This window comes from Streptomyces bambusae, assembly GCF_019400985.1.
Lineage (GTDB): Bacteria > Actinomycetota > Actinomycetes > Streptomycetales > Streptomycetaceae > Streptomyces > Streptomyces bambusae_A.
Map to the genome: position 1 here is coordinate 1 of NZ_WTFF01000064.1, position 12,825 is coordinate 12,825.

General features: G+C 72.5%; 14 protein-coding genes and 1 pseudogene. 11 read left to right on the top strand and 4 right to left on the bottom strand.

Annotated features, from left to right (window positions below; all coding sequences use genetic code 11):
- A pseudogene (locus GPJ59_RS37325) lies at positions 1–288 on the bottom strand (MarR family winged helix-turn-helix transcriptional regulator); the annotation flags it as partial.
- Positions 281–907, bottom strand: coding sequence for a DJ-1/PfpI family protein (locus tag GPJ59_RS11895; protein WP_219666977.1), 627 nt, complete (start codon positions 905–907; stop codon positions 281–283). The gene GPJ59_RS11895 and the pseudogene GPJ59_RS37325, both read right to left, overlap by 8 nt.
- A gap of 199 nt (positions 908–1,106) precedes the next feature.
- On the opposite strand from GPJ59_RS11895, the gene GPJ59_RS11900 reads away from it, so the two are divergent.
- The 4 genes from GPJ59_RS11900 (at position 1,107) to GPJ59_RS11915 (ending at position 6,697) form a co-directional block, all read left to right on the top strand.
- Positions 1,107–2,477, top strand: a complete 1,371-nt coding sequence (locus tag GPJ59_RS11900) for an aspartate aminotransferase family protein (protein WP_219666978.1) — start codon at positions 1,107–1,109, stop codon at positions 2,475–2,477.
- 152 nt (positions 2,478–2,629) lie between these two features.
- Positions 2,630–3,310: a GntR family transcriptional regulator gene (locus GPJ59_RS11905; RefSeq protein ID WP_219666979.1), complete on the top strand. Its 681-nt coding sequence runs from the start codon at positions 2,630–2,632 to the stop codon at positions 3,308–3,310.
- The gene (locus GPJ59_RS11910; protein WP_219666980.1) at positions 3,307–5,904 is read left to right on the top strand and encodes a dolichyl-phosphate beta-glucosyltransferase; all 2,598 of its coding nucleotides are present in this window, start codon (positions 3,307–3,309) and stop codon (positions 5,902–5,904) included. Before GPJ59_RS11905 ends, GPJ59_RS11910 begins: the two co-directional genes overlap by 4 nt.
- A 142-nt stretch (positions 5,905–6,046) precedes the next feature.
- Entirely contained in the window at positions 6,047–6,697 is a 651-nt protein-coding gene (locus tag GPJ59_RS11915; protein WP_219666981.1) for a hypothetical protein, read from the top strand.
- Positions 6,698–6,801: 104 nt separating this feature from the next.
- Here the strand turns inward: GPJ59_RS11915 and GPJ59_RS11920 are convergent, their stop codons facing one another.
- Positions 6,802–7,575 carry an SLATT domain-containing protein gene (locus GPJ59_RS11920; protein ID WP_308120256.1) on the bottom strand — a complete coding sequence of 258 codons (774 nt, stop codon included), beginning with the start codon at positions 7,573–7,575 and terminating at the stop codon, positions 6,802–6,804.
- Between the two features lie 265 nt (positions 7,576–7,840).
- On the opposite strand from GPJ59_RS11920, the gene GPJ59_RS11925 reads away from it, so the two are divergent.
- The 4 genes from GPJ59_RS11925 (at position 7,841) to GPJ59_RS11940 (ending at position 10,212) form a co-directional block, all read left to right on the top strand.
- Positions 7,841–8,179, top strand: a complete 339-nt coding sequence (locus GPJ59_RS11925) for a YbaB/EbfC family nucleoid-associated protein (RefSeq protein ID WP_219666983.1) — start codon at positions 7,841–7,843, stop codon at positions 8,177–8,179.
- Positions 8,180–8,261: 82 nt separating this feature from the next.
- On the top strand, positions 8,262–8,861 hold the full coding sequence (gene recR, locus GPJ59_RS11930) for a recombination mediator RecR (RefSeq protein ID WP_219666987.1): 600 nt from the start codon (positions 8,262–8,264) through the stop codon (positions 8,859–8,861).
- On the top strand, positions 8,854–9,516 hold the full coding sequence (locus GPJ59_RS11935; RefSeq protein WP_219666989.1) for a DUF5063 domain-containing protein: 663 nt from the start codon (positions 8,854–8,856) through the stop codon (positions 9,514–9,516). The genes recR and GPJ59_RS11935 overlap by 8 nt, the downstream gene beginning before the upstream one ends.
- 141 nt (positions 9,517–9,657) lie before the next feature.
- The gene (locus GPJ59_RS11940; protein WP_219666991.1) at positions 9,658–10,212 is read left to right on the top strand and encodes a superoxide dismutase family protein; all 555 of its coding nucleotides are present in this window, start codon (positions 9,658–9,660) and stop codon (positions 10,210–10,212) included.
- On the opposite strand, the gene GPJ59_RS11945 is transcribed toward GPJ59_RS11940, so the two are convergent.
- Positions 10,193–10,606 carry a hypothetical protein gene (locus GPJ59_RS11945; protein ID WP_219666992.1) on the bottom strand — a complete coding sequence of 138 codons (414 nt, stop codon included), beginning with the start codon at positions 10,604–10,606 and terminating at the stop codon, positions 10,193–10,195. The genes GPJ59_RS11940 and GPJ59_RS11945 overlap by 20 nt on opposite strands.
- 84 nt (positions 10,607–10,690) lie before the next feature.
- On the opposite strand from GPJ59_RS11945, the gene GPJ59_RS11950 reads away from it, so the two are divergent.
- The 3 genes from GPJ59_RS11950 to GPJ59_RS11960 all read left to right on the top strand — a co-directional run bounded on the left by GPJ59_RS11950 (position 10,691) and on the right by GPJ59_RS11960 (position 12,818).
- The gene (locus GPJ59_RS11950) at positions 10,691–11,521 is read left to right on the top strand and encodes a helix-turn-helix domain-containing protein (protein ID WP_219666994.1); all 831 of its coding nucleotides are present in this window, start codon (positions 10,691–10,693) and stop codon (positions 11,519–11,521) included.
- Positions 11,506–11,691 (top strand): DUF397 domain-containing protein, encoded by a 186-nt coding sequence (locus tag GPJ59_RS11955; protein WP_219666995.1) that lies wholly within the window; start codon positions 11,506–11,508, stop codon positions 11,689–11,691. The genes GPJ59_RS11950 and GPJ59_RS11955 overlap by 16 nt, the downstream gene beginning before the upstream one ends.
- A 398-nt stretch (positions 11,692–12,089) precedes the next feature.
- Positions 12,090–12,818 (top strand): hypothetical protein, encoded by a 729-nt coding sequence (locus GPJ59_RS11960; RefSeq protein WP_219666996.1) that lies wholly within the window; start codon positions 12,090–12,092, stop codon positions 12,816–12,818.
- Positions 12,819–12,825 lie beyond the last annotated feature (7 nt).

Sequence of the window (12,825 nt, forward strand, 5' to 3'; positions counted from 1 at the left end):
AGGATTGGTATAAGAGCAGGTCCCCAGGGCGGGGGGATTGCCCGCGACGGGCAGGGCCCCCGGCAGACCCGGCCCGAGCACCTGCCAGCGGGCCGCGGTCAGGCCGGCGGGGCGGGCCAGTTCCTCGGACACGCCGAGGAACTGCCCGTTGAGCCGGAAGACCCCCAGCGCGGTCCGGCTGAGCAGGTCCTGCCGCCGCCGCGTGGCCCCGGCCCCGGCCGCCTCGGCCGCGCCCGCCCCGGCATCAGCCCGAGCGGCCCCAGCCCCCGCCCCCGCCCCCTCAGGCATCTCCGGCCTCCGCCGCCGCCATCAGGACCGGGAAGGCGCTCGGGTCGGAGTCGTGGAAGAGCCGGTACCAGGCGTCGAGGACGTCCGGCTTGTAGACCCCGAGCCGGGCGAAGACCTCGCGGGCGAAGGCCACCGGTTCGGTCGGGCCGGCCGTGATCAGGTCGCCGGCCGTGACGGCGTCCGCCTCGACGTACCGCTCGCCGCCCGCGTAACCCGTCGCCGCCAGGTACTCGGCCGCGGCGCTGGTGTGCGGCCGGTCGTCCAGCAGGCCCTCCCGCGCGAGTCCGGCCGTGGCGCCGCAGATCGCCGCGACCGGCACGCCGGCCGCCAGGAAATCCCGGGCCTTGGCCGCGAACGGGGCCAGGTCGTCGCCGGTGTCCCACAGGTTGGCGCCGGTCAGGATCAGCAGGGAGGAGTCGGCCGGGTCCAGGTCGGCCAGGGCCAGGTCGGGCTGGATGCGGACGCCGCCCATCGTGGTGACCGGCTGCCCGGCGGTCAGGGCGACCGTACGGACGGTGTGGCCGCGCTGGGTCAGGTGGGCCGTGGTGTGGCCGGTCTCCCAGTCCGCGTACGTGTCGTAGACCGCGAGGTGTACGGGCTTGGTCGGGGTGCCGCTCATGGTGATCGCCTCCGTGTCGCCGTGCTGCCGTGTCGCCGTGCTGCCGTGCCTTCCGTTCTCTATGACAAGAGACTGTCATGACGACAGCATGCTGTCAATACGCGCCCAACGGCTTCCCGACAGGTTGCCGAGGAGCACCCCGCACCCCCATACAAACCGCCGATATCGCACCCCGCCTGCCCCCTCCTAGCGTGCGGTCATGACCCCTCTCACCCCTCTCACCCCTCAGGAAGGCGCCGCCGTCAAGGCCGCCGACCGCGCGCACGTGTTCCACTCCTGGTCCGCGCAGAAGCTCATCGATCCGCTCGCCGTCGCCGGGGCCGAGGGGTCGTACTTCTGGGACTACGACGGCAACCGGTTCCTCGACTTCTCCTCCCAGCTGGTCAACACCAACATCGGCCACCAGCACCCCAAGGTCGTCGCCGCGATCCAGGAGCAGGCCGGCCGGCTCTGCACCCTCGCGCCCGGGTTCGCCGTCGATGTGCGCTCGGAGGCCGCGCGCCTCATCGCCGAGCGCACCCCCGGCGACCTCGACAAGGTCTTCTTCACCAACGGCGGCGCCGAGGCCGTCGAGAACGCCGTCCGGATGGCCCGTCTGCACACCGGCCGCCAGAAGGTGCTCTCCACCTACCGCTCGTACCACGGGGCCACCGCGACCGCGATCAACCTCACCGGTGACCCGCGCCGCTGGCCCTCCGACACGGCCTCGGCCGGCATCGTGCACTTCTGGGGCCCGTTCCTCTACCGCTCGCCCTTCCATGCCACCACCGAGGCCGAGGAGTGCGAGCGGGCGCTGCGCCACCTTGAGGACACCATCGCCTTCGAGGGCCCGCAGTCGATCGCGGCGATCATCCTGGAGACCGTGCCGGGCACCGCCGGGATCATGGTCCCGCCGGCCGGCTACCTCGCCGGTGTCCGCGAGATCTGCGACCGCTACGGGATCGTCTTCGTCCTGGACGAGGTGATGGCGGGCTTCGGCCGCACCGGCAAGTGGTTCGCCGCCGACCACTGGGGCGTCACCCCGGACCTGCTGACCTTCGCCAAGGGCGTCAACAGCGGCTACGTCCCGCTCGGCGGCGTCGCCATCTCCGCCGCCATCGCCGAGACCTTCGACACCCGCCCCTACCCGGGCGGGCTGACCTACTCCGGACACCCGCTGGCCTGCGCCGCCGCCGTCGCGACGATCACCACCATGGCCGAGGAGGGCATCGTCGAGCACGCCGCCCACCTCGGTGAGAACGTCATCGGCCCGGCCCTCGCCGACATCGCCGAGCGCCACCCGTCCGTGGGCGAGGTCCGGGGCCTGGGCGCCTTCTGGGCGGTGGAGCTCGTCCGTGACAAGGAGACGCGCGAGCCGCTGGTCCCGTACAACGCGGCGGGCGCGGACAACGCCCCGATGGCCGAGTTCGCGACCGCCTGCAAGAAGTCCGGTCTGTGGCCCTTCGTCAACATGAACCGCCTGCACGTGGTCCCGGCCTGCAACATCACCGAGGCCGAGGCCAAGGAGGGCCTGGCGATCCTCGACGAGGCCCTCGCGGTCGCCGACCGGCACACGACCGCCGCCGGCTGACGTGACCTGACCTGACCGCAACGGAGGTCTCCCCGGCAGCCGGGGAGACCTCCGCGGCCAGGTCTGCCGGTCCTGCGGCGTCCGCCACAGCCGGCCCCCACCGCGCCCGCCTGGCCTAAGGTGTCCGGAGTTCTACGAAGGAGACGGACCCCATGGCCGGCAACGGCGCTGTCACCCGCAACACACTTCGCCAGCAGATCGCCGACGCACTGCGCGACGAGGTGCTCGCGGGACGCCTGCCGCCCGGCACCGAGTTCACGGTCAAGCAGATCGCCGAGCAGTACGAGGTCTCCGCGACCCCGGTCCGCGAGGCGCTGGTCGACCTGTCGGCGCAGGGACTGCTGGAGTCGGCCACGTACAAGGGGTTCCGGGTACGGGTCTTCTCGGTGGCCGACTTCCGGGGCATGGTCGAGGCCCGCTCGCTCATCGTGGACGGGATCTTCCGGCAGCTGGTGGAGCGCGGTACGGCGGCCGGCGCCACCGAACGGCTGGTGTCCGTACGGCGCCGGGCCGAGGAGGCGATGCGCGCGGCGCGCAGCGGTTCCCTGGAGGTGCTGATCGGCTACGACCTGCGGTTCTGGCGGGAGCTGAGCGGGCTGGTCGGCAACGCGTACATCACCGAGTTCCTGCACCGCCTGCGCGTGCAGTGCTGGGTCTTCGCGGTGCCGCACCTCCAGCGGGAGGCGCAGCTGGGCTCGGCCCTGTGGAGCGGGCACAGCGAGCTCGTCGACGCGGTGACCCGGGCCGACGCGAACGAGGTGCACCGCCTGGTGCACGCCTACAACCAGCACGCCCTGGACTGGGCGGCCGGCCTGGAAGAGGCGGGCGCATGACCCCCACCGGCGCCGCGGGCACGCCCACCACGCCCACCACCCCCACCACACCGCCCCCGCCCACCACCGCCACCATCCCCGCCCAGGCCCAAGCCCAAGCCCAAGCCCAAGCCCAGGCCCAGCCCCAAGCCCAACCCCCCGCCCCCCGCTGGCTGGGCCCCGTAGCACTCAGCGTCGTCGTACCCGCCTACTGCGAGGAGCAGCGGCTCGGCCCCACCCTGGACCGGCTCCGCGAGCACCTCGACGCCCGCCTCGGCACCCGCCCCGCGGACTGGGAGGTGATCGTCGTGGACGACGGCTCCACCGACGGCACCGCCGCCGTCGTCGAGGCCGCGGCCGCCGCGGAACCCCGGATCCGGCTCGTCCGCGGCGACCGCAACCGCGGCAAGGGCGGCGCCCTGCGCCTCGGCGTCGCCGCGTCCGCCGGTGACCGCGTCCTGGTCACCGACGCCGACCTCGCCACGCCGATCGAGGAGCTGGAACGCCTGGACAAGGCGCTCGCGGAGCAGCCCGTGGCGGCGGCCGCGATCGGCTCGCGCGCCTACCCCGAGTCCACCGTCGAGCGCCACCAGAGCGCGTTGCGCGAGCTGCTGGGGCGGGCCGGCAACCGGCTGATACGCGCCGTCGCCGTGCCCGGAATCCGCGACACCCAGTGCGGCTTCAAGCTCTTCGACGGCGACCGGGCGCGTGCCGCGTTCGCCGCCTCCCGGCTCGACGGCTGGGCCATCGACGTGGAGGTCCTGCAGTACTTCCGGGCGCAGGGCTGGCCTGTCGCGGAGGTCCCGGTGCGCTGGGCGCACCAGGAGGGCTCCAAGGTCCGGCCGGGCGACTACCTGCGCGTCCTCGGCGAGCTGGGCCGGCTGAAGGCCGGCGGGCTGGCCGTGGCCGCGCTGTACCTGCTGGCCGCCGTCCTGCTCTACCACCACCTCTGGGCGAACCTGGGCGGCGGCTACCTCGCCGACGCGATGCAGGACCAGAACCAGTGGGAGTGGTTCTTCGCCGTCACCGCCGACAACGTCTCCCACCTGCGCAATCCGCTCTTCACCACGTACCAGGGGATGCCCGACGGGGTGAACCTCATGGCCAACACGGTCATGCTCGGGCTGTCCGTGCCGCTCACCCCGGTCACCCTCGCCCTCGGGCCCACCGTCACCCTCGCCCTCGTCTTCACGCTCGGCATCGCGGTGACCGCCTGGGCCTGGTACCGGCTGATCCGCCGGTGGCTGCCGGCCGGCCGCGCGGCAGCGGCGGCGGGCGGGGCGCTCGCCGCGTTCGCGCCGCCGATGGTCGCGCACGCGACGGCCCACCCGAACTTCGTCGTCCTCTTCATGATCCCGCTGATCATCGACCGGGCCCTACGTCTGTGCGCCCCCCGCACCCCCCGCACCCCTCACGCCCGGCAGCCGCGCGGCGTGGTCCGCGACGGGATCGTGCTCGGCCTGTTCGCGGCGTACCAGATCTTCCTCGGCGAGGAGCCCCTGCTCCTCGCCGCCCTCGGCATGCTGCTCTTCGCCGCCGGCTACGCCGCCTTCGACCCGCGCCGCGCCAAGGCCGTCGCCAAGCCGCTGGGACTGGGCCTGGCGGTCGCCGCGGCCGTCTGCCTGCCGATCGTGGCGTTCCCGCTGTGGTGGCAGTTCTTCGGCCCGCAGAGCTACCACTCGGTGCTGCACGGGGAGGGCGCCGGCAACAGCCCGCTCGCCCTGATCGAGTACGCCGGCCGCTCCCTCTTCGGCGACGAGGCCACCGCCGACCGGCTGTCGATGAACCGGACCGAGCAGAACGCCTTCTACGGCTGGCCGCTCCTCGCCCTCGGCACGGCCGTCGCCGTGTGGATGTGGCGCCGCAGCGCCGTCCGCGCGCTCGCCCTGGCCGCCCTGGCCGCGGCCCTGCTGTCGCTGGGGCCCGTCGTCCGCGTCCCGCACACCGACGTCGTGCTGCCCGGCCCGTGGCAGCTCCTCGCGCACGCCCCGCTCTTCGAGTCCGTCATCGAGGGCCGGGTGGCGATGATCTGCGCCCCCGTCCTCGGCATGCTGCTGGCCCTCGCGCTGGACCGCATCCTGAGCCTGCGGCCGGGCCCGCAGCGCCGGCTCGGGCTGCTGGCGGTGGCCGCCGCGCTGCTTCCGGTGCTGCCGCTGCCGCTGCCCGTACGGGACCGCGAGCCGGTGCCCGAGTTCATCTCCTCCGGCGCGTGGAAGTCCTACGTCAGGGAGGGCGAGGCCCTCGTACCGGTACCGCTGCCCGACCCCGGGGCGGCCGACGCGCTGCACTGGCAGGTGGCGGCCGACTTCGGCTTCCCGCTGGCCGGCGGGTACTTCAACGGCCCCTGGGGACCGGACCGGATCGGCATCTACGGCGCCACCCCGCGGCACCTGTCCAACCTGCTGCGCGACGTCCGCTACGGCGCCGAGCCGCCCAAGCCGATCCCCGAGTGGCAGGAGCAGGCCCGCCGGGACCTGGCGTACTGGAAGGCCGGCGCGGTGGTGCTGCCGGACCAGGACCGGGCGACCGAGCTGCGCACGCTGCTGACCGGGCTGCTCGGCGTGGAACCGGAGCGGGTCCGGGACGTGTGGGTCTGGCGGGTGGGCCCGGCGTAGCCCGCGGGCCGGCTCCTGCCAGGGTCCCGCCCCTGCCCCCGCGGCCCCCGCCCCCCGTCCCAGGTTCTGCGCACCCCTTCGCGGAGCGTGTCCGGCGCACTACTCTGGCCGCATCGGCGCACAACGACCGAACGGAGCCCGCGTGGCCTGTGACCTGTGGCTGGTCCCCCTTGTCGACGTGCTGTGCCACAGCCCCGACAACCCCTTCGCGGAAGAGATCGCCTCGTACGACAAGGCGCTCGGCGAGGCCGGACTGCCGTCCGTGCCCGTCTTCGCCTACATGCCGGGCCTGTCCGGGGACGTCGCCCCGGTTGCCGGTTTCGACTACGACGCCCTGCATTTCCTGCGCCGGGCCTACCTGCTGCAGATCTGCGGGCTGCCGGTGACGCCCGTGGACGAGCTGGGCGGGGACTACGAGCAGCTGCTGGAGATGTTCGAGGCGACGGCCCAGCAGTCCCACCTGGTCTGGCACTACGACCACGCGGGCGCGTACGTGCCCGTCGACTTCACGGCCCCGCTGGCCAACGAGGAGCTGCTCGCGGGCGGCGGACCGCTGGGTTCGGCGCAGGGGCTGCTGCGCGAGCTGGCCTTCGTGGCACCGGCGATCGGGATCGACCCGGCCAATCCGCCCGCCGCGCCCGCCCCGCCGGGCCGGCCGACCTCGCTGGAGGAGCCGGCGGGCCCCATCCCGTACGACGACAGCCCCTTCGCCCGGGAGCGCCACGTCTGGCTCGGGTTGCACGCGGCGGCGACCCGGAGCCTGGGCCAAGGCTCGATGATCATCTTCAGCTGAGCGGCCACCACCCCCCGGGCTGAGCGATCACCCGAGCCGAACGCTCCCCGAGCCGAACGCTCAGCCGGAGGAACGATCAGCCCGGTCGCTGCCCGCCGGGCGCCTCAGCGCGGCTGCTCCGGCGGCCGCTGCCGGGGCATGTTCGGGCGGGTGCCCGGCGGCAGCGGGAAGCGGCTCGGGTGCGCACCGGACTCCTGGCGGGGCACGCCGCCGCCCACGGCGTGCATCGCCAGCGGCGTGGGCCCGGAGCGGAACTCCACCATCCAGTCGGCCGTCTCCGAGCGGACCAGCTCGGTGATGTCCTCCGAGAACCGCCGCAGCACGGTCAGACAGCGCTCGGCGGCCTCGCTGGCGGTGCCCTCGGTCGGCCCGAGGACCTCCCGGACGTTCTCCGAGGCCCAGTCGAACTGCAGGGTCTGAAGTCGCCGCTGCACCGCCTGCGCGGTCGCCACGTCCCGCATCCAGCCCGAGGTCAGCCCGAAGAACCGGTCGCAGGCCACGCAGGCGGCCCCCAGCAGCAGCGACAGGTACCCGTACGCCGCGGCGCCCGGCACCGACCCGGTCAGTTCCAGCAGGGGCAGGGCGGCGCCCGTCACCGCGCCGACCGCCGCGCCGGCGCGCAGCACGCGGGCGCCGCGCCGCTTCCACGCCCGGTCGGACAGATACCACGCGGCCGTGCGCAGCGCATCGTCCTCCACGCGCCGGTAGAGCTCGTCCAGGCGCTCCGCGGGTTCGCCCCAGTCCCCCAGCGGGAACGGCCGGCCGGTCAGATCGCCCCCCGCCATGGGCCCGCCGCCCTCCTCCCCGGGATTCCGGGGGCTCCGGGGATCCCGGGGATCCCGGGGTGGCCCCTCGGGCTGCATCTCCGGTTGGCTCACCCGGCACTCCCTCTGCCTGCGCTGACGTGTGGTGGTGCGCGTGTGCGCAATGATGCGCATGCCCTTCCTACCTCCGAATGGCGGGCTTTGGACAACGAATCCCGGGATTTCCGCCCACAAGGAGGGCTTGATCAGGTACGCGCACGCCCCGCCCCTCACCCGAAAGAGTTGGTCCGCTCGGCGTAGGGCGCGGTGCCGTGGGAGCACGTAGGCTCGGATGCGAACCGATGTCGAGCGTTCGTCGAGCGTCTGGAGTGAGTGAACCGTGATCCCCGGTGGTGGCCAGCCCAACATGCAGCAGCTGCTCCAGCAGGCCCAGAAGATGCAGCAGGATCTTGCCGCGGCCCAGGAGGAGCTCGCCCGGACGGAGGTCGAGGGCCAGGCCGGCGGCGGCCTGGTGAAGGCGACGGTCACCGGCTCCGGCGAACTGCGCGGCCTGGTGATCTCCCCCGCGGCCGTCGACCCCGAGGACACCGAGACGCTCGCCGACCTGGTGGTCGCGGCGGTCCAGGCGGCCAACGAGAACGCGCAGGCGCTCCAGCAGCGCAAGCTCGGCCCGCTGGCGCAGGGCCTGGGCGGCAGCATCCCCGGCCTGCCGTTCTGACCTGCGGACGCATCCGCGTACGCATCCGAGCAGGCCCCGCACCCGCACCCGCACCCACACCCCACAGGAAGCAGGCAGTCCGTTGTACGAAGGCGTCGTCCAGGACCTGATCGACGAACTGGGCAGGCTGCCCGGCGTCGGGCCCAAGAGCGCCCAGCGGATCGCCTTCCACGTCCTGCAGGCCGAGCCGGCGGACGTGCGGCGCCTCGCGCACGCGCTGCTGGAGGTCAAGGAGAAGGTACGGTTCTGCGCGGTGTGCGGGAACGTGGCGCAGGAGGAGCGCTGCAACATCTGCCGCGACCCGCGCCGCGACGACACGGTCATCTGCGTGGTCGAGGAGCCCAAGGACGTCGTCGCGATCGAACGGACGCGTGAATTCCGTGGGCGTTACCACGTGCTCGGCGGCGCGATCAGCCCGATCGAGGGCGTCGGCCCGGACGACCTGCGCATCCGCGAGCTGCTGGCACGGCTCGCGGACGGCACGGTGACCGAGCTGATCCTGGCCACCGACCCGAACCTGGAGGGCGAGGCCACGGCCACCTACCTCGCCCGCATGATCAAGCCGATGGGCCTGAAGGTCACCCGGCTGGCGAGCGGCCTCCCCGTCGGGGGAGATCTGGAGTACGCGGACGAGGTCACGCTCGGGCGGGCCTTTGAAGGAAGGCGACTTCTTGATGTCTGACGCAACGCTGCACGCTCTGGGCCAGGATCCGGACGACTTCGCCGTCCAGATCGCCGACCAGATCGAGTCCTTCATCGTCGCGGTCACCGAGGTGGCCAAGGGCGAGGACCCGGACAGCGCCGTGCCGTTCCTGCTGCTGGAGGTCTCCCAGCTGCTGCTGGCGGGCGGGCGCCTGGGCGCGTACCAGGACGTCCTGCCCGACGAGCGCTACGAGCCGGACCTGGGCCCCGAGCCGGACGTGGACGAGCTCCGGGAGCGGTTCGCGTACCTGCTGGACCCGGTCGACGTGTACTCCGAGGTCTTCGACCCCTACGAGCCGCGCAAGGCGCCGGTCGCGCACCGGATCTCCGACGACCTCGCCGACGTGGTCGCCGACCTGCGGCACGGCCTGGCCCACTACCGGGAGGGCCGCACCACCGAGGCGCTGTGGTGGTGGCAGTTCTCGTACTTCACCAACTGGGGCACCACCGCGTCGGCCACGCTCCGCGCCCTCCAGGCCCTGGTCGCCCACGTCCGCCTGAACCAGCCGCTGGAGGACCTGCGCGGCCTGGACACGGACGAGGACCTGGCCGAGGACGACCTCGCCGAGCAGGCGGGCCGGGTGATGGCCGAGGAACTGGGGCGCCTGGGCCGCCGCGGCCCGGCCCTTTCCTGAGGCTGCCTCGCCTTCGCAGGGCTGCCTCCACCTTCGTAGGGCTGCCTCCACCGCGCTGCTCCCGCCGCGCGGTCCGGTGCTTCCCTGGCTAGCGTGGAACCAGGGGGAAGATCCGGCAGAGCCCTGTGAGAGGGGCGCACCATGTCTTTTCTCGTGTCCACGCTCGCCGTCGCCATGGCCGCCGTCTCGCCCGCCGGCGGGTTTCCCGCCCAGGACGTGACGGTGGCCGAGTCGTTCCAGGCCGCCGACGGGCAGGCCACGCACCGCGCGGTGACCTTCGACGACAAGGCCGTACCGCCCGGCGCGCGGATCCTGGTCACCGAGCACGCCGACGACGGCGGGACCGAGGTCGAGCTGAAGGTCGAGGGTCTGCAGCCGAACCGGACCTTCGGCGCCCACGTCCACCAGAAGGCGTGCGGCAGCGCGGCCCCCGACTCGGGCCCGCACTACCAGGACAAGGCGGACCCGAAGCAGCCCTCGACCGACCCGGCCTACGCCAACGACGACAACGAGGTGTGGCTGGACTTCACCACCGACGGCAGCGGCGAAGGCGATTCCGACGCAACCGTGGACTGGCGCTTCCGGCCCGACGGGGCCCGCTCCGTGGTGCTCCACGACCACGCGACCGAGACCGGCCAGGGGAAGGCCGGGACGGCCGGGGACCGACTCGCCTGCGTCAACGTCCCGTTCGAGTAGCGGCTTCCGGCGCCAGGACGGAGTGCAGGGCCTCCGGGTCCACGAAGGGGGCCGTGCGGCTGGGCCGTGACTGCCAGAACAGCGGCCAGGTGTTCCCGCCCAGCGCCGGGATGCCGACGTAGGTCACCGTGCGCTGCCCGGCCCCGAACCGCTGGACGCCCAGCGGCCAGGCGTACCGCCGGGCGGTGCCTGGCGGCAGCAGGAAGTACATCCACCGGAATCCGGCCGCCTCGCACACGACCGGCCCGGCCTGCCGGCCGGTCCCGGCGATCAACTGCTGGGCCACCGCCTCCCCGCGTACGCCCTGGATGCGTACGGCGTCGAAGTGGATGCCGGTGCGGCGCAGTTGGTGGCCGTGGAGGGGGACCCATTCGGGCCGGAGTGCGCTGTTCATGCTCCGCAGGGTTTCGGCACGGGGCTTCGGTGGGGAGTGACCGAGCGGACACGTAGTGTTCTGTATCCGTCGGAGGTGACTGCTGTGTCGGTCCCGAACCCCGCCGTACCTCCCCAGTCCTGGCGCTACGCCGGCGACCAGCTCAAGCGGTGGCGCGTGAAGTCGGGCATCAGCCGCGAGGAACTGGGCCTGGCGGCGAAGTACGCCCCGGACACGATCAAGGCGATGGAACAGGGCGTACGCATGCCAACGCCTCAGCTGCTGGACGCAGCTGACGCGCTGTTCCAGGCGGAGGGGTTGCTCAGCGCGGCGAAGGACTACCTCCGGCGGGAGAAGTTCCCTGCGCGGGCAGCCGACTTCATGGCGCACGAGCGGGAGGCGCGGAGCTTGTCCTGGTACGAGGTCGCCCTCGTGCCGGGCCTGTTGCAGACCGAGGCGTACGCGCGGGCCCTGATCGGCAACTTCTCTCCCACGTTGGCCGAGGCCACGGTTGAGGAGCGAGTCGCAGCTCGACTGGAGCGCCAGGCATTGTTGGCGAGCGAGCCGCCTGTCGCCTTGGGGTTCGTCCTCTATGAGGCGGTCCTGCGCTGCCCCATGGGAGGCGTCGAGACCCACCGCGAACAACTGCTGCGTCTCCTGGATGTGGCCGAGCGGCGGAACGTATCGCTTCAAGTGCTCCCGTATGAACGGGCGACTCCTGCCGCCCTGGGCGGCCCCATGGTGCTTCTGGAGACCCGCGAACGCGAGTGGTTGGCGCTCTCGGACGGGCAGTCGATCAGCCAACTGACTGCGGATCCACGGGTGGTGAGCTCGCACATGGAGCGCCTTAGCATGATTCGCACCGAGGCCCTCGGCACGCAGGAGTCGGCCGGCTTCATCAAGCGGATGGTGAATGAGCTATGTGCACCGAACTGATGTGGTTCAAGTCCAGCTATAGCGACGGGGAAGGCGCCGCCTGCGTCGAGGTGGCCGACGGCCGCGGCATGGTCCACGTGCGGGATTCCAAGGTGGCGGGCGGGCCCGAACTGGCGCTCGGGGCATCCTCCTGGCGTGGCTTCGTCGCGTTCGCGCGTACGCAGATCTGAGCTCCGAGCTCCGAGCCCTCTTTTATTGGATTGGGTGGTTGGGATTTATCCCACCCACCCACCCATGTCCCGCGCACGCCGCGCGGTATGACTAATAGTGATCGACTTGCGACGGAGCGTTGCCACGCTCTAGCGTCCGGCACAGACCAAACGACCCCGGCGCGGTGTTAGCAGCACCGCCCGGGGTCTTACCTGCAAGATCCAGTCGAGGGGATCTCGTGGCTGACGCCGACTTTACCGCTGCCCTGCCTACGCCCGCCCACCCGATGGCCAATCCCGGCTTCGGAAAGCGCGAGGCACCCGAGCAACTTCCCCGTACGGGCGACGATTTCGCACACTTGCCCACGGATGAAGCGGCTCTCGCGACGTTTATCGACCGCCTGCCCGAAGGCGCGGCGATGGACCACAAGACCCTCTCCGCCGTCATCCCCGGCCTCGGTCAGGCCGGCGCCCGCACGCTCCTGCACACCCTCGTCGACGCCGGTCACATGTGCCAGGTCCGCGAGCGGGTGCAACAGCCCCACAGCTCGCGCTGGGTGACCCGCACCTACTTCTCGCGGACCCCGCGCGACCGCGACTGGTGGCTGGCGTACTGCCAGGCCGCGGGCGTCGAGCCGTACCGGTTGCCGCCGAAGGACCTCGCCTACCAGGTGCTCGCCCGGCTCAAGGAGGCCGATCCGCAGCTCGTGCTGTCCGCCGCCGAGTGCGAGCAGCTCGCGCCGCTCGCCGAGCAGTGGCTGGAGCGCGGGGCGACGGCCGCCGAACTCACCCAGGCCGTGACGGCCGGCCTGCCCCGAAACGTCGTCAGCCCGGCGGGGCTGGTGCGATCCCGATTGGAGTCCAAGATGCCCCCTGAGCCCATGGTCGAGACCGAAGAGGACGAGGTCGTGGTCGAGCGGTACTTCGCCTGCATGTTCTGCGACCAGGACGAACGGACCGTACCGATCATCAACGGCGCGTGCCCCGACTGCCTGCGGGAGATCAACTGCGAGCAATGCCGCGCGATCGAGGCGTCCGTACCCAAGATCCCCGCGACCTTCCTCCCCGGCCCCTCGCCCGAGCAGGTCCAGCGGTACGCCGACGCCGTCCGCGCAGCGGCCGGACTCCCCACGAAGGGCCGCCGATGACTTCCCC

What these genes read in the sequence shown, in the direction of transcription:
- GPJ59_RS11895 (WP_219666977.1), bottom strand. Translation starts at nt 907, where the DNA reads ATGAGCGGCACCCCGACCAAGCCCGTACACCTCGCGGTCTACGACACG.
- GPJ59_RS11900 (WP_219666978.1), top strand. Translation starts at nt 1,107, where the DNA reads ATGACCCCTCTCACCCCTCTCACCCCTCAGGAAGGCGCCGCCGTCAAG.
- GPJ59_RS11905 (WP_219666979.1), top strand. Translation starts at nt 2,630, where the DNA reads ATGGCCGGCAACGGCGCTGTCACCCGCAACACACTTCGCCAGCAGATC.
- GPJ59_RS11910 (WP_219666980.1), top strand. Translation starts at nt 3,307, where the DNA reads ATGACCCCCACCGGCGCCGCGGGCACGCCCACCACGCCCACCACCCCC.
- GPJ59_RS11935 (WP_219666989.1), top strand. Translation starts at nt 8,854, where the DNA reads ATGTCTGACGCAACGCTGCACGCTCTGGGCCAGGATCCGGACGACTTC.
- GPJ59_RS11940 (WP_219666991.1), top strand. Translation starts at nt 9,658, where the DNA reads ATGTCTTTTCTCGTGTCCACGCTCGCCGTCGCCATGGCCGCCGTCTCG.
- GPJ59_RS11945 (WP_219666992.1), bottom strand. Translation starts at nt 10,606, where the DNA reads ATGAACAGCGCACTCCGGCCCGAATGGGTCCCCCTCCACGGCCACCAA.
- GPJ59_RS11955 (WP_219666995.1), top strand. Translation starts at nt 11,506, where the DNA reads ATGTGCACCGAACTGATGTGGTTCAAGTCCAGCTATAGCGACGGGGAA.
- GPJ59_RS11960 (WP_219666996.1), top strand. Translation starts at nt 12,090, where the DNA reads ATGGACCACAAGACCCTCTCCGCCGTCATCCCCGGCCTCGGTCAGGCC.